Genomic DNA, 26,417 nt, shown 5'->3' on the forward strand with positions numbered 1-26,417 from the left:
AGCGCCACGCCGGGCTCCCCGCCCGCGGCCAGCGCCACCGGGTGGACGCTCGTGAACCAGCCCACCGTGCGCGACAGGTCCACCCCGCCCAGGTCTTCCCGGCCGTGGCCTTCCAGGTCCACCAGGATCCGCTCGTGCCCGCTCCAGCCGCACAGCGCGCGCCCGAGGGCCGTCAGCAGCAGGTCGTTGACCTGCGTGCGGTACGCCGCCGGTGCTTCCTTCAGCAACCGCGTGGTCCGGCCCTCGTCGAGCCGCACTTCCACCACCTGCTGGTCAGCCACCGTGTTGCGGCCTTCCGGCCGGTCCACCGGCAACCCCACCGGCGTGCCCGCGAGCGACGCCCAGTGGGCTTGTTCTGCCTCGCCGTGTTCACCGGCGTACGCCGACAGTGCCAGCGCCCAGTCCTTCGTGCTCGCCGTCTTCGCCGGCAGCACCACGTCACGTTGGGCCTGCGCCTGCTCGTAGCCCGTGCGCAGGTCTTCCAGCAGCACCCGCCACGACACCCCGTCCACCACCAGGTGGTGCACCACCAGCAGCAGGCGCCACGCGCCATCGGGGCCATCGATCACCAGCGCCCGCAGCAACGGGCCTTGCGCCAGGTCCAGGCTGCACTGCGCTTCCTCGCACAACACTTCCGCGTGCGCCGCGTCGTGTGCGTGGCGCACCCACAGCAGTTCCTGCGGGCCCTGGGCCTCGTACGACTGGTGCCAGGCACCGGCCGCATCTTGCCGGTAACGCAGCCGCAGCCCGTCGTGGTGCGCCACCACCGCGGCCAGCGCACGGCCGAGTGCCTTCACGTCGAGCCGCCTGGATCGGCAGCAGCGGCGCCTCGCCGCTCACCAGCGAGCGCACGCCCGTGTCGTCCTGGCGTTCGGCAACGGCGGCGAGTTCCGCCACGGTCTGGCGATCGAACAGCTGCTTCGGTGCAACCTTCCAGCCGGCCTTGCGCAGCCGCGCCACGATCTGCAGGCCGATGATCGAGTCTCCGCCCAGCTCGAAGAAGTTGTCGCTGCGGCCCACGCGTTCGAGGCCGAGCACGTCGCGCCACACGTCGCAGAAGGCCTGTTCCGTGGCGTCGCGCGGGGGATCGAATGGGCGCTGCCCTCCCAGGTCGGGGTCCGGCAGTGCACGGCGATCCACCTTGCCGTTGGGCATGCGCGGCAAGTCCGCGAGCACCGCCACGACGGCCGGCACCATGTGTGCCGGCAGCGATCGCGCGAGCGCATCACGCAACACGGCGGTGTCGACCCGCGCGCCAGCGCGGGGCGTCACGTACGCCACGAGGCGCAGGCCACCCTGCCCGTCGCGCGCGGCCGCCACGGCCTCACCCACGCCGGGTTGGGCCAGCAGCGCCGACTCCACCTCGCCGAGTTCGATGCGAAAACCACGCACCTTCACCTGGTGGTCCGTGCGGCCGAGGTACTCGAGTGCACCGTCGGGCCGGCAGCGCACGAGGTCACCCGTGCGGTACAGGCGTCCGCCCGGCACGAACGGGTCGGCGACGAACCGCTCGGCCGTCAGGCCCGGCCGGCACCAGTAGCCCCGCGTGATGCCCGCGCCGCCCAGGTACAGCTCGCCGGGTTGCCCGAGCGGCGACAGGGCGAGGCGGTCGTCGAGCACCAGCCCGGACACCGACGCCACCGGCCGGCCGATCGGCACCGCCGGCTCGCCATCGTCCACCACCGTGTGGGCATGCGACCACACCGTGGCCTCGGTGGGCCCGTACTCGTTCACCAGGATGGCGCCGGGCAGGTGTGCCCGGTGCGCGCGCACGGTGTCCGGATGGCAGGCCTCGCCGGCCACGATGGCGCAGCACAACGCACCAGCGTCCTCGACACTGCCGAGGATCTGCTTGAAGAACGACGGCAGCGCGAGCAGGTGGGACACCGTGCCGGCGGCGATGAGGCGCGCGAGGTGCACCGGGTCCTGGTGTTCCTCGTCGGTGGGCACATGCAGCAGGCCCCCTTGGCCCAAGGTCCAGAAGATGCCCGCCACCGAACTGTCGAACGAGAACGACGACAGCAGCAGGTACCCCGACACCGGCGCCCGGTAGAACGCCGCACGCGCCGCGGTGGACACCACTGCGTTGCGGTGCGCCACCATCACGCCCTTCGGCAGGCCCGTGGAGCCCGACGTGTAGATCGCATACGCGAGGTGATCGGGCCGGGCCAAGCCTCGCGCCGGGTGGCCCGCCGGCACGGGTTCGTCGACACACAGCACGTCGAGCGCCCAAGGCGCGAGCTGCGCGCGGTGGGACGACAGCGCCAGCACCATCGAGATGGTGGCATCGCCGAGCACGTGCCCGATGCGGTCGGCCGGGTAGGCCGGATCGATGGGCACGTAGGCCGCGCCCGATTTCAGCACCGCAAGCATCGCCACCACCGCGTGCACCGATCGCCCGATGTGGACACCGATCACGCGATCGGGCGTGGCGCCCCGCTGCTGCAGGCACAGGGCCCACGCATCGGCGCGGGCGTCGAGCTCGGCATAGGTCAGGCGATCGCCGCCACACACCACGGCCGGTGCCGACGGTGTTCGCCGCGCCTGGGCTTCGAACGCTTCGTGCAACAGGCCCGCAGGCAGCGCCTCGAACCCCACGCGGCCGGCCGTCCACAGCGCATCGCGCTCGGCCGCCCCCACCAGGTCGAGCGTGGCCCACGGCGCGGCGGTGTCGCCGGCGGCAGACACCACCATCGCCGCGAACTGCCGCGCCCACATGGCCAGCACGTCCTCGGCGCAGGCCCCGCCGCTTTGCAGCGTCACCTGCCATCCGGCGGGCGATTCGACCACCTCGCAGTGAAGCCGCGTGGCCAGCGGATCGATGTCCAGCCCTTGGCACGACCAACCCGCCGGCAAGGCCGCCACCCGCACGTGGGCGAACCCCAGGCCGGCCTCCGGCGCACCGCGGCGCGCCAGGCGATCGGCCCGGTCTGCCGCATCGAAACACTCGTACCACGAACTCGCGGTCGCGAGTTCACCGGCCACCGCGGCCACGGCCTCGGCCACCGAGTGCGTCGGCTCGGGCTTCAACATCAGCGGCAGCGGCGTCGAGAAGCACCCCAGCGCCCCTTGCAGCTCCTCGGCACGCCAAGGCGCTTGCCAGGCGATCGGCACGGCATCGGCCGGCGCGATGCGGGCCACGAAGGCCGCCCACAGTGCGAACAGCACCGTCTCGGGCGCTTCCCGCGTGCGGTCGCCCAGCGCCTTCACCGCTGCCGCATCCAGGCCGTGGGTCACCCGGGCCGCCGGGCCTGCTACCACCGCTTCGAACGGCAGGCGCAACCGGTCACCGGGTTCGGGCAGGCGCGCTGCCCAGAACCGCGCGCCGTCCTGCCCCACGTCGCTCTCGAACAGTTCGGCTTGCCAGGCCGCATAGTCGGCGTACTGCAGCACGTCCGACGTGTCGGCGCCACCGCCGATGCACTCGCGCACCAGCGCCTGGAGCCCCTCGGCGTCGAGCGTGCCACGCGGCACGGCCAGCGCCCATCGGAAGCGGTCGCCGGACACCGCCGTGGCCACGCCCACCACCGCCCCGCCCGCCGGGTCGAGCAACGACCGGGCCGCCTGGCCGAGCGTGTCGGCGCCAGCCTCCGTCCACACGGCCCGCAGGCCGGCGGACACCTGCTGCACCGGGAACCTCACGCCAGGCAGCGGCTTGTACCGGGTGTGGAGCACCTCGTGCCGCGCCACGAGGCGATCAAGCGCGCCACGAACCGACGCCTGCATCGCGGCCGGCCCTTCCACGCGAATGACCGCAGCGGCCCCGGGCGCATAAGCCGCACATTGCTGGGACGACAGCCGGTACTCGCTCATGCAGCCTCCCCGGCGTCCAGGTCGGCGCCACGGCACGCGTGGGCCATCGCCACCATCACGCGGCGCGGGCCGGTGAACGGCCCCCGGCCGTGCAACGCGAGCATGTTGTCCACCATCAGCACGTCTCCCTTCTGCCATGGGAACTTCACCATCGCGTCCAGGTACAGGCCCTGCAGGTGGCGCACGGTCTCGGGTTCGATGGGGGCACCATCGCCATAGAAGGTGTTCTGCGGCAGGTCCTCCGGCGCGAACTCGGCGCGCAGCTGTTCGCGTGCCGACGCGGGCAACGTCAGCTCGTGGAAGAACGTGGCGTGGTTGAACCACACCGTCTCGCCGGTCTTCGGGTGGCGCATCAGCGCCGCGCCCACCTGCCGGGTGCGCAGGCCGCCGTCCGCCTTCCATTCGGGCTGGATGCCCACGGTGGCGCAGTACGCCTCGACGGCCGCGCGTTCGGTGGTCTGGAACACGGTCTGCCACGGCAGCCCGAAACCTTCGCCGTAGTTGCGCACGTACATGATGCGGCGCCGGGCAAAGGCGTCCCGCACGTCAGCCCGCAGGCCGGCGAGCACCGTGCGGGTGCTGCCGATGGGGGTTTCGCCGCCAGTCAGCGACGGCAGGTCGCAGTACAGGAAGAGGTGCAGCGGGAACACCGGGGAGTACGAGTGTTCGTTGTGCGGGAAGATGCTTTCCTGCGCCGGGTAGTCGGTCGACGTGTAGACGTTGAGGTCCTTGTGGATCTGCGTGCGCGGCGATGCACGGAACTTGTATTCGAGCGCGCCACCGGACACCGCGTCGATGCAGTCGTTGAAGTCCTGCGCGCTCGCGACCGCGAAGCCGCGGAACAGAATCGCCCCGGTGTCGAGCAGGCGCTGGTGGATGTCCGCCGAGTTGGCCTCCGCCCACGCGGGCAGGCTCACCCCGGGCACCGCCGGCTCGCACAGCGTGGGGAAGTCCCCCTGCTCAAACAGGCGGCTCCAGCGCACCAGCGCCGAGGCCGGCTCCGCAATGGCGCGGCGGCGCGCACCGCCCAACACCGGTCGTCCCGAGTTCGTATTCATGGCTGACACTCCAAAGGGTCTGATCTGTTCACGAAGAGGCGGATGCCGCACGGGGTTTGAGGCCCGTGCGGCGTTCGGCGAGGCGCTGGGCGCGCTCGCGCTCGCTGCGCGATTGCGCGGCGCGGCGCAACGACTGCAGCGTCGTGCGCAAGGTGGTGAGGGACACCGCGGGATCGGCCACCACGGCGGCCAAGGCCGCCAGCAGTTCCTCCCGCACGGCCTCGAGCGTCGCGTCCGCGTACAGCTCGCGGTCGTACTTGACCTCCACCCGGATGTCGTCTGCCGACGCGAGGAAACTCACGATGAGGTCGAGCTCCGCTTCGCCACAGGGCAGCGGGTACGGCGCCACCGCGAGGCCGGGCAGCGTGAACGACACGAGGTTGTCGTCCTGGTAGATGACTTTCACGCGGAACAGCGGCGCGCGGCCGCCACGCGGACCGGCACGCAGGGCCTCCACGAGGCGGTCGAACGGCAGGTCCTGGTGATCGGTGGCGTCGAGCACGGTGCGCTGCAACTGCGCCAGCAGCGCCCCCATCGACCCGGGTGTCGCGCAGTCGATCGGCAGCGCCACCTGGTTCACGAAGAAGCCCACGAGCGATTCCGTCTCCGGCCGGTTGCGGTTGGCCATGTCGGTCCCCAGGTGGAACACCTGCTGGCCAGACCGCTCCGACAGCACCATCGACAACGCCGCGAGCAACACCATGAACGGCGTGGCCGCGGCCTGCCGCGCACACGCCCGGACACCGGCCGTGCGTTCCGCACCGAGGGAAAAGGCCAGCAGGCCGCCGGGGTACGTGCGGGCGGCCGGTGCCGGCAGGTCCGCGGGCAGCACGAGCGGCGCCACGCCATCGAGCCGGCCTTTCCAATAGGCCGACTGGCGCTGCATCTCGCCCGCCTCCAGCCAGCAACGCTGGGCCACGGCGAAATCGGCGTACTGGTACCGCGGCGGCGGCAGCGGTTCCGCGCCGCCGTAGGTGCGCACGAACTCGTCCATCATCACCGCGATGGACCAACCGTCGGTGACGAGGTGGTGCATCACGAGCAGCAGCACGTGGTGGCCGGGGGCGAGGCGAATCACTTCGGGCCGCAACAGCGGGCCCTGGCCCAGGTCGAACGGCTCGCGCGAGCGCCGTGCCACGTGGGCCTCCACCTCGGATGGCGTCCCGGCCAGGTCCACCACGGTGACCGGGATCCCCGTGTCGGCGCGCACCACCTGGGTGGCCTGCCCGTCGTGGTCCTCGAACACGGTGCGCAGCACCGCATGGCGAGCCACCAGCTGCGCGAACGCACGGCGCACCCCGTCCAGGTCCAGTGCACCGCGCAGGTGGAACGCGGCCGTGATGCTGAACGCCGCGCTGTGCGGCTCCAGCTGCCACAGGAACCACAGGCGCTGCTGCGCATAGGACAGCGGCACGTGGCCGGACACCCCCGGCTCGATCGTGAAACCAGTCGAAGGCGTTGCCTGCTGCTTCCTTGCGGCAAGCACACGCGCAAACGCCGCGGGGGTGGGTGCGTCGAACACGGCCTTGACCGACAGGTCGGCGCCGAACCGGCTCCGCACGCGCGAGATGACCTGGATCGCCAGCAGCGAGTCTCCGCCCATCTCGAACAGGTCGTCGGCCGAACCGATGGGCGCCAGGCCCAGCAGGTCGCTCCACACCTCGGCCAACGCCAACTCCACCTCGCCCTCGGGTTCGACGAACGTGCCGGCGAACTGCGCCGGGCGCGGGTGTTTGTCACCCCGGCGGGCCGGCACGAGGCCCGCCTGCGCGAGGTCCAGGCGGCCCGTGCGCAGCGCCAGCAAGGTGGTGCAGACCACCGTCTCCGGCACCGCCGGCCCCATCACGATGCGGTCGTAGGCGAGCACGCCCGATGCGGGATCGATCCCCACGCCATCGGGCATCTGCAGCCCGCGGGCCATGCCCACGTCGCGCCAGCCGTCCCAGGCGATCGAGAAGACCGGCACCGGCGACGAGCGCCGGGCCGCCGCCGCCACCGCATCGAGGCAGGCGTTGGCCGCGGCGTACGCAGCCTTGCCCGGCCCGCCGGCCACCGCCGCGAGCGACGAGCACAGCACCACGTGGTCGAGCGGTTCGCCGGCCAGCGCGTCGAGCAGCACGCGGGTGCCTTCGACCTTCGGGCGCAGCACCGCGGCAGCCAGGTCCGCGGTGAGGTCGCCGAGCATCGCCCCGCCCTCCACCCCCGCGGCATGGATCACCGCATGGATGCGGCCAAAGCGAACCCGGGCACGGGCCACCGCGGCATGCACCGCCTCGGCATCGGCAACATCCGCATCCACGGCCAGCACCTCGGCACCGAGCGACCGCAGTGCCTGCAGGCGTGTGTCATCGTCGGCCACCGGCGTGCGGCCGAGCAACACGAGGCGCACCGGGCCGCGGCGGGCCAGGTGTTCGGCCAGCGTCAGGCCCACCCCGCCCAGGCCACCGGTGACCAGCACCACGGCGTTGTCGCGCCAGTGACCGGCCGGCGGTGCCGTGCGTTGCACGGCCTCGTGCGTGCGCACCCAGCGATGGCCGGCGCGGCAGGCCGTGAACGTGGCCTCGTCGCCCGACGCCAGCGCCGCGAGCACCGCGGTGGCCGCCGGCGCATCGGGCCGCCGGCCCACGTCGACCAGCCGGCACACCACGTGAGGCAGCTCCTGCGACATCACGAGGCATGGGCCCCGCAGCAGGGCCTTGTCGGTGACGAGGGGTTCGTCGCCCAGCACGTCCTCGAGGCCGTCGGTCACGACGGCGATGGCCACCCGGCCCGCATTCTCCAAGGCCTGCCCCAGCGCAACGAGGCTGAGGAACCCGCGCGACCGCACGTCGTCGTCGTGGCCCAGCGTCCACAGGTGGACGATGCGCGTGACGGTGCCGTGGTCGGCTGCCACGTCTTGCAGCAGTTTCACATGGTCGCCACGGTGGGCGGGCCGCAGCACGTGGTGCCCGGCATCGACCCGCCGGTGCGCAGCCCCTGCCGTGACACGCACCACCGGCGCCCCCGCGGCCGCGGCCAGCGCGTCGGCGAAGGCCGCGTCGCCACCGAGGATCAGCAGGCAGCCGCCGCCCGGGGGGGCCACCAGGGCCGACAGCGGTTCGGCCCGTTTCCACACCGGCACGTGGAACCAGTCGTCCAGGGGACGCCCCAGCGCGGGCGCCGCGGGTGCGGCCGCGTCGACCCAGTAGGACTCACGCTCGAACGGGTACGTGGGCAACGGCACGCGCCGCCCGGAGCCGAACACCGCCGGGTCCACGGCCACGCCAGCCGCCCAGAGTGCCGCGGTGCACCGGTCGGGTTGACCGTCGCTTGCGCCGGCGCGGCCAGGATGGGCCAGCGTCGACAACACCGGGCGCACCGCCCCTGCGGAGGGATGCTGCCGCGCCAGGCTGCGCAGGGTTTCGCCCGGCCCCACCTCGAGCGCGATCCGGTCGGGTTTCTCGAGCAGCGTGGCCACCCCGTCGGCGAACCGGACCGTGCCGCGCAGGTGCCGCACCCAGTACCCGGGGTCACGGGCCTCGTCCGCCTGGATCCAGCGGCCGGTCACGTTGGAGACGAACGGGATGCGCGGCGCGTTCAGGGTGACACGCCGCACTTCCTCGGCGAAGGCCGGCAGCAGCGGATCGAGCAGGGCCGAATGGAATCCGTGCGACGCCTCGAGCCGGCGGGCGACTGCCCCCGCGGCGGACAGGTCACGCTCGGCCGCCGCGATGGCCGCCACGGACCCCGACAGCACACACTGCCGCGCCGCGTTGACGGCGGCCAGGTCACAGCCTGCCGCGAGCCACGGCTGGATCTCGGCCTCGGGCAGCGCCACCGACAGCATCGCGCCCGGCGCAGACGCCTGCATCAACCGGCCGCGCACCGCCACGAGCGACAACGCGTCGTCCAGTGAAAACACCCCCGCCACGCACGCGGCGACGTACTCGCCGATGCTGTGGCCCAGCATCGCGTCGGGCGACACCCCCCGCGCCATCCACCACCGCGCCAGCGCGTATTCGATCGTGAACAGGGCGGGCTGGGTGACCGCGGTCTGGGCCAGCCGTGCGGCCGCGGCCGCCTCGCCGCCCGGGGCCGGGTAGATCAAGTCCCGCAGGTCCACGCCGATCCGGCTGGCGAGCGCCACGCTGCATTCATCGACCGGCGCGCGGAAGGCTGGCGCCCGCTCGTACAACGCACGCGCCATGTTCACGTGCTGGGCCCCCTGGCCCGGGAACAGGAAGGCGGTGGTGGGTGCATCCGACAGCACGCGGCCCGACACGAAGGCCTGGGGGGCCTGCCCGCGCAGCGCGGCGGCGGCGGATGCCGGGTCGCGCGCGATGACCACTGCGCGGTGCGCGAAGGGACGTCGTCCCGTTGACAGCGTGTGGCTCACGTCGGACAAGGGGACGGCCGGCTGCGACACGAGGTGGTCCGCGAGCCGCGTGGCCTGCGCATCGAGCGCGGTGGCCGTTCGCGCCGACAACGGCAGCAGCACCGCGGCAGAGTCGTTCCCCATCGGGACCGTGGCCGGCGCGGGCGCCTCCTGGAGCACCACGTGCACGTTCGTGCCCCCCATGCCGAAGGAACTCACGCCCGCACGGCGCGGTGAGGTGCCTGCCGGCCAGACGCGGGCCACGGTGTTGACACGGAACGGGCTGTTCGCGAAATCGATGCGCGGGTTGGGTTCCGAGAAATGCAGGCTGGGCGGCAGCGTGCGGTGGCGCAACGCCATCACCGTCTTGATCAGGCCCGCGATGCCGGCAGCCGCATCGAGGTGGCCGATGTTGGTTTTCACCGAGCCGATCGCGCACGTGCCCTCCACGGCACCGAAGGCCTGGGCGAGCGCCGCGATCTCGATGGGGTCGCCCAGCGTGGTCCCGGTGCCATGGGCCTCCACGTACCCGATGGAGGCGGGGTCGATGCCCGCGATGGTGTGGGCCGCACGCACCACGTCCGCCTGGCCGGCGACGCTGGGCGCCGTGTAGCCCACCTTGTCCGCGCCGTCGTTGTTGGCCGCCGTGACCAGGATCACCGCGTGCACGGTGTCGCCGTCGCGCAGGGCCTCGTCGAGCCGCTTGAGCACCACCACGCCGGCGCCACTGCCGAGCACGGTGCCGTCGGCCCGCGCATCGAAGGCCCGGCAGTGTCCGTCGGATGACAGGATCGCACCGGGCTGGTGGCGGTACCCGCCGTCTTGCAGCAGGTTCAGCCACACACCGCCGGCCAGGGCCATGTCGCACTCATGGCTCAGCAGCGCCTGGCATGCGGTGTGGACGGCGGTGAGGGAGGTCGAGCATGCCGTCTGCACCGTGACGGCGGGGCCGCGCAGGTCCAGCTTGTAGGCCACCCGCGTGCACAGCGCATCCGCCGCATTGCCGTTCATCAGGCCGATCAGTTCGGCGATGCCTCCGGCAGCGCCCACCCGCGGCAGCAGGTGCCGCAGCAGGTACAGGTTGGCCCCGGCACCGGCATACACCCCGACGGCGCCCGGCACCCGGCCGCTGTCGTAGCCCGCGTGTTCCATCGCCTCCCACGCGCATTCGAGGAAGTGGCGCTGCTGTGGATCGAGCTGCTCGGCCTCGCGGGGGGTGTAGCCGAAGAAGCCCGCGTCGAACCGGCCGAAGCCGTCGAACCGCACCCCGGCCTTCACGTAGGCCGGATCAGCCAGCGTCGCGGCATCGATGCCACGCGCGCGCAGGGTGTCGTCGGTGAAGCGGTCCACCGACTCGACACCGTCGCGGATGTTGCGCCAGAACGTGTCCACGTCGGGTGCGTCCGGGAAGCGGCCGGCCAGGCCCACCACGGCGATCTCGATGCCGGTCGCCGCGTCGTCGTTGTTGTCCGGTGTCATGCCCGGGTCCTTTCCGTGGCGAGCCGGCGGCGGCGCAGGGCGTCGCGCTGGCGTTCGGCGCGGCCATCGGCAGGCACCACCGCCGCCGGCCCGTTGCCGATGTGGCGCGCGAGTGCGCCTACTGTCGGGTGCTGGAAGAGATCGACCACCGGCAGCACCACCCCGAGCCGCTCCTTGAGCAGCCCGTGCACACGGATCAGCAGCAGCGAATGCCCGCCCAGGTCGAAGAAGTTGTCGGTCTGCCCCACCCGGTCACGCTGCAGCACCTCGGCCCACAACGCGGCGATGCCTTCGGCCAGCGCCCCCTGCGGAGCGACGTAGGCTGGCGCCGACGTGGCGCCCGGGTCCGGCAGCGCCTTGCGGTCGACCTTGCCGTTGGTGTTGAGCGGCAGCCGGTCGAGGCGGACGAACACGGACGGCACCATGTAGTCGGGCAACGACAGGCCGAGCTGTGTCTTGAGACGCGCCGCCTCGCTGTCGGGGCCCTCGTCCGCACCCACGTAGGCCACGAGCCGGGTGCCATCCGGTGCCACGACCACGGCCTCGCGCACGCCGGGCAGCGCCAGCAGCGCGGCCTCGACCTCGCCGAGTTCGATGCGGAAGCCCCGCACCTTCACCTGGTGGTCGATGCGCCCGAGGTACTCGACCTGGCCATCCGCACGCCAGCGCACGAGGTCCCCGGTGCGGTAGAGGCGCTCACCGGCGCGCCCTGCCGGATCGGCCACGAAACGCTCGGCCGTCAATGCGGGCCTGTTCCAGTAGCCCCGGGCCAGGCCCATGCCGCCCAGCAGCAGTTCGCCGGCCACACCGCGTGGCGCGGCATTGAAGTCGGCGTCCAGCACCCGCGCCTGCAGGCCGGCGATCGGGCGCCCGATGGGCACGGTGGACGCGCCATCGGTGCGGCAATCCCAGAACGTGGCCTCGATCGAGGCTTCGGTGGGCCCGTACAGGTTCAGCAGCGTGGCCTGCGGGAACATCGCGAGCGTCCGGTCCTGCAACTCGGCCGACAGGGCCTCGCCGCTGCAGACGATGCGCCGCACGCGCTGGCACACCGCGGCCCCGGGGTGGGACACGAACGCCTGCAGCATCGAGGGCACGAAGTGCACCGTGCTCACCGCGTGGTGCTCGATCAGGTCCACGAGCCGTGCCGGATCCCGGTGGTCCCCGGGGGCCGCGAGCACCAGCCGCGCACCCACCGTCAGCGGCCAGAAGAACTCCCAGAAAGAGATGTCGAACCCGAACGGCGTCTTCTGCAACACCGTGTCGGCGCCGTCGAGCGGCTGGTGCCGCTGCCCCCACGCGAGGCGGTTGCACAGCCCGCGGTGGCGATTGGCCGCGCCCTTCGGACGCCCGGTCGAGCCCGACGTGTAGATCACGTACACGAGGTTCTCGCCATGGACCGGCACCCATGGCGCGTGCGCCGGCCCCGTGAACAGGTCGAGCGCATCCACGTCGAGCACTGCCACGCGGTGGGCAGGCCGCGGCAGGTGGCGCTGTGTCAGCAGCAGCGGCACGGCGCTGTCGTCGAGCATGTAGGCGATGCGGTCGGCGGGATGTTCCGGATCGATCGGCACGTAGGCGCCCCCCGCCTTCATCACGGCGAGCAAGGCCACCACCATCTCGATCGAGCGGGTCATCGCGACACCCACGCGTGTCTCGGGCGAGACCCCCCGGCCGACCAGCAGGTGGGCCAGCCGGTTGGCGCGGGCGTCCAGTTCGGCGTAGGTCAGCCCGGTCTCGCCGAAGGCCACGGCCGGGGCCGACGGTGAGCGCGCCACCTGGGCCTCGAACAACGCATGCACGGTGCCCGCCGGCGCGGGGGCCTCGGCGTTCGTGTCCCATGCCGACAGCACGGCCTGTTCGGCCGGCGACAGCAGCGCCACGTCCCCCACGGCCTGCTGCGGCTGTGCCTCGAAGGCCTGCAACATCGTGTCGAAGTGGCCGGCCAGCTGGGCGATGGTGGCCGGCTCGAACAGTTCCCGCGCATGCACCAGCCGCACGACCACGGCGCCGCCTGCCCGCTCGCGCACCTCGACCGTCAACTCGAACTGTGCCGCCTGGCCATCCAGTGCCTCGCTTTGCACGGCCAGCCCCGTGGCCGCCTCGAAGGCGCGGAAATCTTCGTGCAGGTGGTTGAACAGCACCTGGAACAGCGGCGAGTGGGCCAGGCTGCGTTCGGGTTGCAGGGCCTCCACCAGCTGTTCGAACGGCAGGTCGGGGTTCGCCTGGGCATCGAGCGCGGCCAACCGGGTGCGTGCCAACACGTCGGCGAGCCGGCTGCGGCCCGTCACGTGGTTGCGATGCACCTGCGTGTTGACGAAAAAGCCCACCACCTCCGCCAGGCCGGCATGGTGGCGGTTCGCCACCGGCACGCCCACGCGGATGTCCTCCTGGCCCGTGTAGCGGTGCAGCACCGCTTGCAACGCAGCCAGCAGCACCATGAACAGCGTGCTCCCCTGGTCCTCGGCCAGCCGGCGCAAGCCCGCCACCCGCTCCGGCGCCAACGCAAAGGCGAACGTGCGCGCCGTGTACCGCGCCACCGCCGGCCGCGGCAGATCGGCCGGCAGCGCGAGCACCGGCTGATCGCCGCCGAGCTGCGCCTGCCAGTACGCCAGTTGCCGCGTGCGCACGCCGCCATCGAGCCAGGCCCGGTGCGACGCGGCGTAGTCGGCATACTGGACCGGCAGGGCCGGCCGCGCACCCGGTGCGCCCAGTTCGTCGAGCACGACCTGCATCGACACCGCATCGGCCACGATGTGATGCATCACCAGCACGAACCGGTGCACGTCGGCCGCGCAACGCAACAACGCGGCCCGCACCAGCGGCCCCTCGGCCAGGTCGAACGCGGTGTGGTTCAGGCAGTGCGCCGCGGCCGTGGCCCGGGCGTCACGTTCCGCCGCCGTGAGGTCACTCAGATCGGTGAACGCCAGGGGCACCCGCGCCACCGGCATCACCACCTGTTCGCCCGCGCCATCGGGCCCCGCTCGGAAGACAGTTCGCAAGGCTTCATGCCGCGCCACCACGGCATCGAAGGCGCGCTGCCAGGCAGCCGGATCGAGCGGGCCGGTGAGCGTGAACTGCGCCGCCACGTGGTAGGCCGTGCCGGTGGGCTCGAGGTGCCACAGGAACCACTGCCGCTGCTGGGCATGTGACAGCGGCAGCGAGGTGCCCCGCGGCACCGGCACGAGGGCGGAGCCCGGCGATGGTGACGGATCGGCCAGCCGGCGCCGCACTTCGGCGGCACACGCCGCGAGGCGCGGGTGCTCGAACAACGCCCGCACCGGGAAGTCGATGTGCCAGCGTTCGGCGACCCGCGCCGCCACCTCGGCGGCCGTCAGCGAGTTGCCGCCGTGCGTGAAGAAGTGGGCGGCCCGGTGGGGCAACGGCCCCCGCAGGACGTCCTGCCACAGGTGGGCCAGCGTCTGTTCGAGTGCGTCTTCGGGCGGGGTGTCGGCGCCCGCGGCCGCGCCCTCCCCGCGCACGAACGCGCCGTGCTCGAAGATCGCGTAGGCCTCCGGCGCGCGCTGGCGCCAGAGTTCGCGGCAGGCACCGCGCTGCAGCTTGCCACTCGTGGTCTTGGGCATGCCACCCGGGTTCAGCAACACGACCACCGACAGCGGCTCGCCACAGTATTCGCTCACGGCCGTGCCGAGGGCTTCCACCAGCACGTCCGGCCGCAGCAGCTTCTGCATGCTGCGCGACACCTCCGCCGCAAGCCCGATGCCCTCGCCGTGCGGCCCCGTGACCGCAAAGGCCGCCACACGTCCGGCACGCACCGCATCCACCTCGGCCTCGACCTGCCGCTCGATGTCTTGCGGGTAGAGGTTGTGGCCCCGCACGATGATCAGGTCCTTCAGGCGGCCCGCGATGAACAGGTGGCCGCCGTCGACGCGGCCCAGGTCACCCGTGCGCAACCACGTGTGCCCGCCGTCCTCCACGAACGTGGCCTGGGTCTCCGCGTGCTTCTGCCAATACCCCCGCGCGATGCTGGGCCCCGTGACACGCACCTCCCCCAGTTCCCCCGGCGCGACAGGCGCCTGCGTCTGCGGGTCCACGATCTCGACCCGGTGACCGGACGCCGTGGCGCCGCAGCCAGCCAACGGCTCGTTGCCGTCGAAGCGGCCGGTGGCGAGGCCCGCCCCGCGGCCCGGCCCGGTCACGAACAACGTGGCCTCGGCCAGCCCGTAGCAGGGGAACAGCGCCTGCGGGCGAAAACCCGCGGGCGCGCAGTGCGCGGCGAACGCCTCCAGCGTGGCGGGGCGCACGGGCTCCGCGCCGGAAAAGGCGACGGCCCAGCAAGACAGGTCGAGCCCGGCCAGTTGCTGCGGCGTGACCCGTTCGACACACAGGCGGTAGGCGAAGTCGGGGCCTCCGCTCAGGGTGCCGCGGTACCGCGAGATCGCCTGCAGCCAGCGGACAGGGCGTTCGAGGAAATGGCGCGGCGACATCAGCACCACCGGGATGCCCGCATGGAACGGCTGCAGCAGCCCGCCGATCAGCCCCATGTCGTGGTGCAGCGGCAGCCACGACACCATCACGTCGTCGTGGGTGACCGACATGCCTTCGCTGATCGCCCGCGAGTTGGCCACGAGGTTGCCGTGGGTCACCATCACCCCCTTCGGCGCGGCAGTGGAACCCGAGGTGTACTGCAGGAACGCCACCTCGCCCGCGGACGGCGTGCGCTGCGCCCAGCGGTCGGCGCCGTCGTCGCCCAGCGGATCCACCAGCAGGAGTGGCGCGCTCGCTGCCAGCACCTCCACCAACGGCTGGAGCGATGTGGTGGTCAGTACCACGCTGGCGTGCGCGTCGGCTGCGATGCCCACGAGGCGTGCCACGTGCTGGCGCCGCACGGACTCGGGCGGTGCCACCGGCACCGCGATCAGCCCCGCATACAGGCACGCGAAAAACGCGGCGGCAAAGTGTTCATCGTTGTCGAAGACGAGCAGCGCGCGATCACCCGCCGCGAACGAGGCCTGCAGCCGCGCGGCGAGCGCGCGCGCACGTGCGTCGAGCGCCGCGTAGGTGACGACCACGTCGGTGTCACCCCGCACCCCGATGATCGCCCGGTCGGCGGGCCGGGTGTCGGCCAGCGCACGGAGTTGCTGGACCAAGTCGAGCGGTCGCGCGGGAATCATGTCGGCTCTCCAGTCACCGCGGCCAGGCGCCGCGCCAGGGTGGCGAGCACCGCCCCCTCGTGTTCACGAATGAAAAAGTGCCCGCCGTCGAACCAGTCGACGGTGAACGAGCCGGCGGTCTCGCCGGCCCAGGCCTCGATGCGCGGAACTGCGATGTCGTCTTGGCGTCCGGCCAGCACGTGCAGCGGCATCGGCAGCGGCGCATCGCCGAGCGGGAGAAAGCTTTCGCACACGCGGTAGTCGGCACCGAGCACGGCGAGCGTGATGTGCATCAGGTCAGCGCTCGCGAACACCTCGTCGGGCGTGCCCCCCTGCTTGCGCAGGTCCGCGATCAGGCCCGCGTGGTCGCCCTTGGCGGCATACCGCCGTGCCGGGTCGCGGTGCGTGGGCGCAGGGCTGCCCGACGCCACGATGGCGCGCGGCATCGGCCGCCCCGATGCGCGTAGCTTCTGCGCCATGCCGTGCGCGAGCAGCGCCCCCATGCTGTGCCCGAACAGCGCGAACCGCCCACGCATCGCCGGCGCCTGCTCGGTGCACAAGCGCAGCGTCAGGGCCTCGAAGTCCTCGACGAAAGGCTCGGCCAGGCGGGCGCCGCGTCCGGGCAATTCCACTGGCACGACCTCGATCCACCGGGGCAGCTGGCGCCGCCAGCGGAGGTACATGGTCGCGCTGGCACCGGCGCACGGCAGGCACAGCAGCGAGAGGGGCTCGTGCATGCGCTCAACCGGTGGTGCGGCCGGTGGCGACGGGTTCACCCGTGCGCCCGCTCTCCTGTTGGGCCATCCAGTCGCGCAGCGACTTCGGGCGCATGTCGGTCCAGACCTTCTCGACATGGTCGAGCACGGTCTTCTTGTCGCCTTGCACGCCTGCGACGGCGGTCCATCCGGCCGGCACGGCCTTCCATTGGGGCCAGATGGAATACTGCTCTTCGTGGTTGACGAGCAGGATGAAAGTTTCGTCCTCGCGATCGAAGCAGCTTGTAGACATGGATGCGTCCTCCGTGGGTTGAACAGGTTGGACGCCGCGGGCCGAGGGCCGCGCGGCGTGGCTTCTGTTCACCTAGACGGTTCAGGTGCGCATCTGTTCACGCCCGAGGGCGGAACGGGGGCCGGCCTCAGCGCTCGCCGTCGGGCCCACCCAGGTCGTTGGCGGGCGGGACCAGCCCGGCCAGCAGCCACAGGCGGGCAGCCTTGTCGTAGGCCTTGCGGTGGCGAGGATCGGCACGGAGCCAGTCCGACAGTTCGGCGCGTGCGGTCGTGTCGAAGTGCGGGCGGTCGTGCTCGCGCTGGACCCAGGCCCAGGCGGTATCCCAGTGGGGATCGTGCTGATCGTTTGTCATGCGTGCAGATGAAGGCGGTGGGGCACCCGACCACCGGCACCCCCAGGCGACATCATCTCAGGTTTGCACGCACCCGCCTCGCAGGTGCAGCGGGGGGAATCTCAGTCGCCGAGGAGGTGCCTGCACGACTCGACCGCACGCGCCGCATCGGCGATCAGGCCATTGACCTGCCCGAGCGAACAACCCAGCCGCTGCGCAATCTCGCGTTGGGTCAGGCCCTCGAGCCGGTACAGCTCGAACGCGAAGCGGGTCTTGGCGGGCAACCGGTCGAGCGCGCGGTCGATCGCGTCGAGCGCCTGGCGCTCGTGCAGCACCTTGTGCGGCGACGGCGCGCCCGGCACATCCACCATGTCGACGTCGACGTCGAAGTTGCGGTGGTTGCCCTCCACCGTGCGCCGCCGGCAGCAATCGAGCGCGAGGTTGCGCACGACCTGGCAGCAATAGAAGAACGGCTGCCGCACCTCCCGGTCGAAGGCGATGTCGACGATCTTCAGGAACGCGTCCTGCATCACTTCGTCCGTCTGCTCCACGGTGCGGACGATGCTCTGGGCGATGCGCCGCAGCTGAGGGCGGTTGGACACGAAAACTTCGCTGAGCGGGCGCTCGAGGATGCTGGATGACATGACGCTCCCATGCTGGGTGAGCCCAGGCGTATTGAGAATTATTCGCAATGGTGCCACAGGGATGTGTCAGGACGCCAGGACTATCTCGCGGGTAGGCCCTTTCGCGCGCACGTCATCGAGGGAATGTTAAGCCGCCCACGCCTCGACAACCCCGAAGGTCTTGGAGGACACTGCGAGCCCCTGCCGTCGATCCCGATCCGCCCGCCCATGAAACTCGCCACCTGGAACGTCAACTCCCTCGCCGTGCGCCTGCCCCAGGTGCTCGACTGGTTGGGCACGCATCGTCCCGACGCGCTGTGCATCCAGGAAACCAAGCTCACCGACGACAAGTTCCCGGCAGCAGACTTCGAGGCGGCCGGGTACCACGCGCAGTGGTTCGGGCAGAAGACGTACAACGGCGTGGCCATCCTCACGCGCGGCCCCGTCACGGACGTCGTGCGAAACATCCCCGGGCACGACGACCCGCAGGCCCGCGTGATCGCGGCCACGGTGGACGGCGTCCGCGTGGTCGGGGCCTACTTTCCGAACGGCCAGGCCCCCGGCAGCGAGAAGTTTGCGTACAAGATGGCGTGGCTGGACGCGCTGAAGCGCTGGATCGGCGAGGAGCTGGCGGCCAACCCGAAGCTCGTGCTGCTCGGCGACTACAACATCGCCCCTGAAGACCGCGACGTGCATGACCCGGTGCTGTGGGCCGGCCAGATCCACTGCACGCCCGAGGAACGCGCGCATTTCGCGGGCCTCGTGGGCCTCGGCCTGCACGACGCCTTTCGCCTGTTCGACGACCAGCCGCCCAAGCCCTGGACGTGGTGGGACTACCGCAACCTCGCGTTCCGCAAGAACCAGGGCCTGCGCATCGACCACATCCTGATCAGCGAGGCGCTGCGTGGCCACGTGCGCACGTGCACGATCGACAAGCTGCCGCGCAAGAACGAGCGGCCCAGCGACCACGCGCCGGTGGTCGCCGAGTTGTCGTTCGACTAGCTAGGGCAGATCACCCACCGGCCGCCCCAGCCACCGCACCGCCATCTTGTCCAAGTCACCGTTCTTGCGGGCGTCGGCGATGATGCCGTTGATCGCCTGCCGCAGCTTGTCTTCCCCTTTGGCGACCCCGATGTAGTTGGGGCGCTCTTTCAGCAGCAGCTTGAACTCGGTGCTCACCATGGGGTGTAGCTGCATGATGTAACCCGCCACGATGGCATTCGCCGCGATCAGATCCACCTGGCCCTTGACATACGCGGACCTGGCTTTAAGGGTGATTTCGTAGCTACGGATGTCCGCTCCCTGGGGGGCCAGCTTGCGCAACTCGACATCCTCCACCGACCCTTTGGTAACGGCAATGGTCTTGCCCGCCAAGTCCTCGAAGCCTTTGACCTGGCTGGTCCTGGCGCCATATACCGCCTCGAAGAATGGCGAATAGGCTGCGGCGAAATCAATCCGCTTCTCGTTCTCGGGCGTCTTGTCCAGGGCGGCGACGACCATATCGACCCTTTTTGACTCCAGGAAGGGAATTCGGTTGACACCGATCACTGCCACCAGGCGAACCGCTACCCCCAGCTTGGCGCCAATGTAGTTGGCCACGTCCACATCCAGGCCCTGTGTGTGGAAGTCATTGTCCATGGCGCCATACGGCGGGATGTCCTGCGGTACCGCAATGGTGACCTTTTTGTTCTCCAGTATCGTGTCCAACGCGTTTTGTGCCTGGGCCGTGGCGCCCAGCAGCAGCAGCAGCAGCAACACGGTCCCACAACCCAGCAAACGGCCACTTTTGCAGATGTTCATCGTGGGCTTCAAGTAGCAGGCCCTAGTCCTCCAGGCCCAGCTCCTGGATCTTGCGCGTGATGGTGTTGCGCCCGATGCCGAGCTTCTGCGCGGCCTCGATGCGCCGGCCCCGGGTGATCTCGAGGGCGGTGTGGATCAGCTGCGCCTCGAACTTGCGGGTGAGCGTGTCCCACACTTCCGGCATGCCGGCCTGCAGCATCGTGCGCGATTCGCGCTCGAGGTCGGCGAGCCAGTGCGTGGGCACCGACGAGCCAGCCGACATCGCGGGCGACGCCGACACGGCATCGATGTTCGACGGGTAGACCACGGCCGGCGGCACCCACGGCGCGGGCGCAGCCGGGCCGAGCCCGGCATGGTCCCCATGGACGCCCTCCAATCCGGGCGGCACCGGCGCCGCGGGCACGGGCACGTGGCGCGACTCGGGGCTGCCTTCGCCGCCCATCAGTTCGGGCGGCAGGTCCTTCGGCTCCACCACCTGGGCCGGGGCCATCACGGTCAGCCAGTGGCAGATGTTCTCGAGCTGGCGCACGTTGCCGGGGAAGTCGAACTGCATCAACCGCGACAGCGCCGAGTCGGTGATGCGCTTGGCTTCGACACCCAGCTCCTTCGCGCTCTTTTGCAGGAAGAAGCGGGTCAGCGCGGGCACGTCCTCGCGGCGTTCGCGCAGCGCCGGCAGGCGCAGGCGGATCACGTTCAGGCGGTGGAACAAGTCTTCGCGGAACGCGCCGAGCTTGACCCGCTCCTCGAGGTTCTGATGGGTGGCGGCGATCACGCGCACGTTGCTGCGCAGCGGGTTGTGCCCGCCCACGCGGTAGAACTGGCCGTCGCTCAGCACCCGCAGCAGGCGGGTCTGGAGGTCGAACGGCATGTCGCCGATTTCATCGAGGAACAGCGTGCCCCCGTCGGCCTGTTCGAAACGGCCGCGCCGCGTGGTCTGGGCACCGGTGAAGGCGCCGCGCTCGTGGCCGAAGAGTTCGGATTCGAGCAGGTCTTTCGGGATGGCCGCGGTGTTGATGGCCACGAACGGGCCGGCTGCGCGCGGGCTGTGCTTGTGCAGCGCGTGGGCGACGAGTTCCTTGCCGGAGCCCGACTCGCCGGTGATCAGCACGGTGACGATGCTCTGGCTCAGCCGGCCGATGGCGCGGAACACGTCCTGCATCGCCGGCGCCTGGCCCAGCATCTCGGGCATCTGCGCCATGCGTTCATCGCGCACTTCCTCGCGGACGCTTTCATCGAGCGCGCGGCGGATCAACTCGACCGCCTTCGGCACGTCGAACGGTTTGGGGAGGTATTCGAATGCGCCGCCCTGGAAGGCGCTCACCGCGCTGTCGAGGTCGGAGTACGCGGTCATGATGATGACCGGCAGGCCAGGATGGCGTTCCTTGACCTTGGTCAGCAACTCGATGCCCGAGCCGCCCGGCATGCGGATGTCGGAGACCAGTACCTGCGGCGCTTCGTCTTCCAGGGCGAGGAGCACGTCGCGGGTGTTGGTGAAACTGCGAACCGCCAGTTCCTCGCGGGCCAGTGCCTTCTCCAACACGAAGCGGATGGATTGGTCGTCGTCAACGATCCAGATGGGTTTCATGCCGTGCCTGTGGTTGTGCTTCCGCCGACACGAGCCGGGTGCTCAAGGCAGCGGAATCACGATCTTGAAAATAGTCTGGCCCGGTTGGCTTTCACATTCGATCATGCCCTGGTGTTGTTGCACGAACGTCTGCGCCAACGTGAGCCCCAAGCCCGACCCGCCATCGCGCCCCGACACCAGCGGGTAGAAAATGCGATCCCGAATCGACTCGGGGATTCCCGGGCCGTTGTCCTCGATATGCAATTCCAATGCCAGTCGATAGCGTTGTTTGCCGAGGGTGACCTGCCGGGCGATGCGCGTGCGCAGCGTGATGCTGCCGTCGCCCCGGGCAATGCGCTCCACCAGCGCCTGGGCGGCGTTGTGGGCGATGTTGAGCACGGCCTGGATGAGTTGCTCGCGGTCCCCGCGGAAGTCGGGGATGGAGATGTCGTAGTCGCGCTGGACCGTGAGGCCGCGCGGGAACTCGGCGAGGATCAGCGACCGGACGCGCTCGCACACCTCGTGGATGTTGACGTCGCTCACCACGTGGGGCTTGCGGTGCGGGGCGAGCAGGCGGTCAACCAGGGCCTGCAGGCGGTCGGCCTCGTTGATGATGACCTGGGTGTATTCGGTGAGCGCCCGGCTCTCCACTTCCATCTCGAGCAGTTGCGCGGCGCCGCGGATGCCGCCCAGCGGGTTCTTGATCTCGTGGGCGAGGTTGCGGATCAGTTCCTTGTTGGCCTGGGCCTGGTCGAGGGCGCGCTCCTCGCGGTCCTGCCGGGTCTGCTGCTCGATCTCGACCAGCTCGACGATGACCTGGTCGCTCCGGTCCATCTGGTTGACGATGACGTGGACGGGCAACGGCTCTCCGTGCGCGGCCAGGGGCCGGCGCAACTGGCCGTCGAAACGGCTGGTGGCGAAATCGTTGCGGGCCACCGCGGCGACCGTGTCGCGCACGAGCTGGGATTCGACGAACCACTCGAACAGCGACCCCCGCAGCACGTTGCGGCGCGACAGGCCCAGCACATTCTCGAATGACGCATTGGCAAAGAGGCAGCTGCCGTCGTGGCGGACCACGGCCACCATGGTGGCAAGGTGGTCGAACGCCACATAGGTCGCGGCGGCGCTCGCGGCGCCGGCGTTGCGGAGAGACGCGTTCACTGGATCTTGCCGAGTTCGCGTTTCAGCGCCGCCACGTCGCTTTCCTTGCGGGCGAGGCTGGCCTTGAGTTCCGCGGTGCGGTCCAGGTACTTCTGGTAGTTGCGCTCGTCGCCGCGGCGTTCGGGTTCACCGTTGTTGTATTCCTTCTTCAGCGCCGCCAGCGCCTCTTCTTCCTTGCGCAGCTCCTGCTCGAGGATGCGCCGGGCGTCGTTGTCGCGCAGGCGCTGGTCGTTCGGGTCGATGCGGGCGTCGGGGCGCGCAGGCTGGCCGGCGGCCGGGGCACCCGACGACGACCCCGGTGCCGTGCGCTTCGGGGACGCGATCACCGTGATCGGGGCGCCCTCGAGCGTGGTGCACCCCTTTTCCTTGGCTTCCTTGGCCGACAGGGCGTCGGTGTAAAGCACGGGCTTGCCCGGGCACCGGTAGACGGGTTTGGAGGAATCGGTCTGGGCAACCGCCCCCCCTCCGGCCATCGCCAGCGCCAGCAATACAACGGCCTTGCCGCCAACACGACTCATGCACTTCACCTTTGTTGCACTCCAACCCCGACCCGGGAACCGCCCCATTGTGGCCGAAGGAGCGGCCTCTGGGAGAAGACCGCCCTGCCCTCCGGACGTTCCCGAGAACAAACCCCAACAAAAAAAAGGGACGACTCGCGTCGTCCCTTCGTTTCCTCCCACCCGGCGAGCCGGGTGGATGATCCCCGGGGGGATCAGAGGCTGTAGTACATGTCGAACTCGACCGGGTGGGTCGCCATGCGGAAGCGCGTGACTTCCTGCATCTTCAGGTCGATGTAGGCATCGATGTAGGAGTCGGTGAACACGCCACCCTTCGTCAGGAACGCGCGGTCCTTGTCGAGGTAGTCCAGGGCCTGGTCGAGGCTGTGGCAGACCGTCGGGATCAGCTTGTCTTCTTCCGGCGGCAGGTGGTACAGATCCTTGCTGGCGGCTTCGCCCGGGTGGATCTTGTTCTCGACGCCGTCGAGACCGGCCATCAGCATGGCCGAGAAACCCAGGTACGGGTTCATCAGGGGATCCGGGAAGCGGGCTTCCACGCGGCGGCCCTTCGGGTTCGCCACGTACGGGATGCGGATCGAGGCCGAGCGGTTCTTGGCCGAGTAGGCCAGCTTCACCGGGGCTTCGAAACCAGGCACCAGGCGCTTGTAGCTGTTGGTGCCGGGGTTCGTGATGGCGTTCAGCGCGCGAGCGTGCTTGATGATGCCGCCGATGTAGAACAGCGCGAACTCGGACAGGCCGGCGTAGCCGTCACCGGCGAACAGGTTCTTGCCGTCTTTCCAGACCGACTGGTGGACGTGCATGCCCGAGCCGTTGTCGCCGACGATCGGCTTCGGCATGAACGTGGCGGTCTTGCCGTACGAGTGGGCCACGTTGTGGATCACGTACTTCTGGAGCTGGACCCAGTCGGCGCGCTGCAGGAGCGTGCTGAAACGGGTGCCGATTTCCATCTGGCCGGCGTTGGCCACTTCGTGGTGGTGAACTTCCACCGGGATGCCCAGGGACTCGAGCACCAGGCACATTTCCGAGCGCATGTCTTGCGCGCTGTCGACCGGGGGCACGGGGAAGTAGCCACCCTTGACGGCCGGACGGTGGCCCGAGTTGCCGTGTTCGTATTCCTTGCCCGTGTTCCAGGCGGCTTCTTCGGATTCGATCTTCGAGAAGCAGCCGGACATGTCGTTCGACCAACGCACGTTGTCGAAGACGAAGAATTCGGGTTCCGGGCCGAAGAAGGCGGTGTCGCCGAGGCCCGAGGCCTTCATGTAGGCTTCAGCGCGCTTGGCCAGCGAACGCGGATCGCGTTCGTACGGCTTGCCGTCGCCCGGCTCGATGACGTCACACGTCAGGATCAGGGTGGGTTCTTCGAAGAACGGGTCGATGTTCGCCGTGTTCGGATCAGGCATCAGCTGCATGTCCGAGGCTTCGATGCCCTTCCAGCCCGCGATGGACGAGCCGTCGAAGGCGTGGCCCGACGTGAACTTGTCTTCATCAAAGTGGGACACGGGCACGGTCACGTGCTGCTCTTTGCCGCGGGTGTCGGTGAAACGGAAATCAACGAACTTGATCTCGTTTTCCTTCACCAGATTCATCACGTCGGCGACGGTCTTTGCCATCAGGAACTCCTAGCGAGGCGCTTTTGGGCGGGGTGGATTCGAATGATTCAGAACAGGCGTTCAGCCCCCGACGGACGCTGAAACGCGCACAGGAATGTAGCAGAAAGCATGCCCATTCCGACCAGGCGAGCGCCCCGATCCGCTGCGTTTTCAGCAGTGATCGTGCGGCACAGGGCGAGGTTCGCAGCAGAACCGTCGCAGATGGGTCAGGCGGCCATCCCAGGGCGGCTTGACAGCACCAATATTGTGCAAATGCGCCGCCATCAGCGCACCAATTCAGGGCCCAACTCTGCACCATGAGCGCGCAACCCGTCAAGCAGGTGGCGGTAGGCAGCGGCGACACCGTCGCCAACGCCCTTGACCCCGAGTTCGATGTGGCGCCCCCACTCCGGGTGGTCCACGCTCGGCAGGCTGAACACCTTGATGCCGGTGAACCGGGCCTCGATGTCTTCCATCAGCGGCGTGAGCGCCGCCTCCATGGACCCGAACACGATGACCGACTGCTCGCGCTGCACCTCGCTCCGGTGGAGGTGCGCGAGCCGATGGTCCAGCACCCACTCGATCATGGGCCAGGCCATCACCGGAAAACCGGGCACGAACCACACCGCCCCGTCGCCGGCCTTCACCGAAAAGCCGGCGATGCGGTTGTAGGGGTTGGGAATGATCTCCGCGCCTTCGGGGAACACGCCCATGTTCAGGCGGTGCGCGTTGTCGTCGCGGTCGGGTTCGTACGGAATGCCTTGTTCGGCGGCAACCTCGCGCATGCGCTGCAGGATCAGGTCACGCGCTTCTGGGTGCAGCAGGAGCGGCCGGCCGAGCGCGCGGGCGGCGCTCTGGCGTGTGTGGTCGTCGGGCGTGGCACCGATGCCGCCGCAGCTGAACACCATGTCGCCGTCGCGTTCGGCGGCGGCGAAGGCGTCTTCCAGGTCGGCGGCGATGCGCGCGGGGTCGTCGCCCACGTAGCGCGCCCAGCCGAGCGACAACCCGCGGGCAGCGAGCAACTCGATCACCTTGGGCAGGTGTTTGTCCTGGCGCTTGCCGGAGAGGATTTCGTCGCCGACGATGATCAGGCCGAAGTTCATGGCGTTCTCACGGTTTCACAAAGGGGGAAGAAGGGGCGGCAGCGTACCCTGGTCGGGCGGCTCGAGCGGTTCGGCCCGCAGCACCAGGGTCTGCTCGGCCCGCAGCACCTGCAGCGCCGACAGCGCGTAGTGGGAGAACCACAGCGCCGAGAATGCGAACACGAGGGTGTAGATCCAGATGGCCACGGGGATCAGCACGGGCGCGGCCACGATGAACATCACCCCGGACGCCCAGACGATCGACGGCGCGGCCCCGAGGTAACCGGTGATGACCCCGATGGCCAGCAGGAAGGGCTTGTGGCGCCGCACGAGTTCGCGGCGCTCCTCGCGGGACGCGTGGTCGGCCAGCACGTCGTACGACATCACGCGGTAGGTGAGCCATCCCCAGATCAGCGGCGGCACCAGCAGCACGAGCGGCGGGATGAGCCAGAACGGCATCGAGACGATGATGGCGAGCAGCGCCAGCACCGTGGCGCCCAGCCCGCCCACGACGCTGTAGAGGAATGAGCCCCCATGGCGCTTCTCGAGCGTGTCGAACCGGCGCGCGGCCACGAGCCGCACCATGGCCGGCGTCATCAGCGTGGCCACCGCCAGCAGCGACAGCACCACGATCACCGGCGTGGCCACGAGCAGCACGATGAGCGGTGGCAGCACCGCCTTCAGGCCGGACAGCCCCACGCCCGACAGCCACTCGTGCGCCACGGTCACCAGGTCCCACGAGCCGAGGGTGTCGGCCACGGCATCCATGGCAGGCTCCCAGAAGAACCAGCCGGCCCCGAACGCGATGGCCACCATCAGCGCCAGCGGCAGCAGTGAATACACGATCACCCGGATGTGCAGACAGTACGCTGCCGCGCGCCACAACGAATCAATGAACAACGTCATGGGTGGCGAGGATACCG

General features: G+C 70.1%; 16 protein-coding genes and 1 pseudogene. 1 reads left to right on the plus strand and 16 read right to left on the minus strand.

Annotation, left to right across the window (positions count from 1 at the left end; all coding sequences use genetic code 11):
- The 9 genes and pseudogenes from ASC87_RS33235 to ASC87_RS15095 all read right to left on the minus strand — a co-directional run.
- Positions 1-797: condensation domain-containing protein (locus ASC87_RS33235; RefSeq protein WP_369820768.1), on the minus strand; the 797-nt coding region annotated here is incomplete at its 3' end.
- Positions 798-891: 94 nt separating this feature from the next.
- Positions 892-3,813 (minus strand): annotated as a pseudogene (locus ASC87_RS33795) (amino acid adenylation domain-containing protein); the annotation flags it as partial.
- Positions 3,810-4,871 (minus strand): TauD/TfdA family dioxygenase, encoded by a 1,062-nt coding sequence (locus tag ASC87_RS15065; RefSeq protein ID WP_056663370.1) that lies wholly within the window; start codon positions 4,869-4,871, stop codon positions 3,810-3,812. The gene ASC87_RS15065 and the pseudogene ASC87_RS33795, both read right to left, overlap by 4 nt.
- A gap of 28 nt (positions 4,872-4,899) precedes the next feature.
- Positions 4,900-10,704, minus strand: a complete 5,805-nt coding sequence (locus ASC87_RS15070) for a type I polyketide synthase (protein ID WP_082568644.1) — start codon at positions 10,702-10,704, stop codon at positions 4,900-4,902.
- Entirely contained in the window at positions 10,701-15,839 is a 5,139-nt protein-coding gene (locus ASC87_RS15075; RefSeq protein WP_056663372.1) for a non-ribosomal peptide synthetase, read from the minus strand. Before ASC87_RS15075 ends, ASC87_RS15070 begins: the two co-directional genes overlap by 4 nt.
- Positions 15,836-16,555: a thioesterase II family protein gene (locus ASC87_RS15080; RefSeq protein WP_056663376.1), complete on the minus strand. Its 720-nt coding sequence runs from the start codon at positions 16,553-16,555 to the stop codon at positions 15,836-15,838. The genes ASC87_RS15075 and ASC87_RS15080 overlap by 4 nt, the downstream gene beginning before the upstream one ends.
- A gap of 4 nt (positions 16,556-16,559) precedes the next feature.
- On the minus strand, positions 16,560-16,826 hold the full coding sequence (locus ASC87_RS15085) for an MbtH family NRPS accessory protein (RefSeq protein WP_056663379.1): 267 nt from the start codon (positions 16,824-16,826) through the stop codon (positions 16,560-16,562).
- Between the two features lie 127 nt (positions 16,827-16,953).
- Complete coding sequence (locus ASC87_RS15090; protein ID WP_056663382.1) at positions 16,954-17,178, minus strand: DUF4880 domain-containing protein; 225 nt, start codon at positions 17,176-17,178, stop codon at positions 16,954-16,956.
- Positions 17,179-17,279: 101 nt separating this feature from the next.
- The gene (locus tag ASC87_RS15095) at positions 17,280-17,801 is read right to left on the minus strand and encodes a sigma-70 family RNA polymerase sigma factor (protein WP_056663385.1); all 522 of its coding nucleotides are present in this window, start codon (positions 17,799-17,801) and stop codon (positions 17,280-17,282) included.
- A 207-nt stretch (positions 17,802-18,008) separates the two neighbouring features.
- Between ASC87_RS15095 and ASC87_RS15100 the strand changes: the two genes are divergently transcribed.
- Positions 18,009-18,782 (plus strand): exodeoxyribonuclease III, encoded by a 774-nt coding sequence (locus ASC87_RS15100; RefSeq protein ID WP_056663388.1) that lies wholly within the window; start codon positions 18,009-18,011, stop codon positions 18,780-18,782.
- Here ASC87_RS15100 and ASC87_RS15105 read toward each other — a convergent pair whose 3' ends face one another.
- The 7 genes from ASC87_RS15105 to ASC87_RS15135 all read right to left on the minus strand — a co-directional run bounded on the left by ASC87_RS15105 (position 18,783) and on the right by ASC87_RS15135 (position 26,400).
- Positions 18,783-19,580: a transporter substrate-binding domain-containing protein gene (locus tag ASC87_RS15105; protein WP_056663393.1), complete on the minus strand. Its 798-nt coding sequence runs from the start codon at positions 19,578-19,580 to the stop codon at positions 18,783-18,785. It abuts the gene before it with no gap.
- A gap of 22 nt (positions 19,581-19,602) precedes the next feature.
- Entirely contained in the window at positions 19,603-21,165 is a 1,563-nt protein-coding gene (gene ntrC / locus ASC87_RS15110) for a nitrogen regulation protein NR(I) (RefSeq protein ID WP_056663395.1), read from the minus strand.
- Positions 21,166-21,207: 42 nt separating this feature from the next.
- Entirely contained in the window at positions 21,208-22,230 is a 1,023-nt protein-coding gene (gene glnL, locus ASC87_RS15115; RefSeq protein WP_157604064.1) for a nitrogen regulation protein NR(II), read from the minus strand.
- Between the two features lie 71 nt (positions 22,231-22,301).
- Positions 22,302-22,823, minus strand: a complete 522-nt coding sequence (locus tag ASC87_RS15120; protein WP_056663400.1) for a hypothetical protein — start codon at positions 22,821-22,823, stop codon at positions 22,302-22,304.
- A 194-nt stretch (positions 22,824-23,017) separates the two neighbouring features.
- Positions 23,018-24,433, minus strand: coding sequence for a type I glutamate--ammonia ligase (gene glnA / locus ASC87_RS15125; protein WP_056663403.1), 1,416 nt, complete (start codon positions 24,431-24,433; stop codon positions 23,018-23,020).
- Between the two features lie 263 nt (positions 24,434-24,696).
- The gene (locus ASC87_RS15130) at positions 24,697-25,515 is read right to left on the minus strand and encodes a molybdopterin-binding protein (RefSeq protein WP_056663406.1); all 819 of its coding nucleotides are present in this window, start codon (positions 25,513-25,515) and stop codon (positions 24,697-24,699) included.
- 15 nt (positions 25,516-25,530) lie between these two features.
- Positions 25,531-26,400, minus strand: coding sequence for an EI24 domain-containing protein (locus ASC87_RS15135; RefSeq protein ID WP_056663408.1), 870 nt, complete (start codon positions 26,398-26,400; stop codon positions 25,531-25,533).
- Positions 26,401-26,417: the final 17 nt, after the last annotated feature.

The sequence above is a fragment of the Rhizobacter sp. Root1221 genome (genome assembly GCF_001425785.1).
Taxonomy (GTDB): domain Bacteria; phylum Pseudomonadota; class Gammaproteobacteria; order Burkholderiales; family Burkholderiaceae_C; genus Rhizobacter.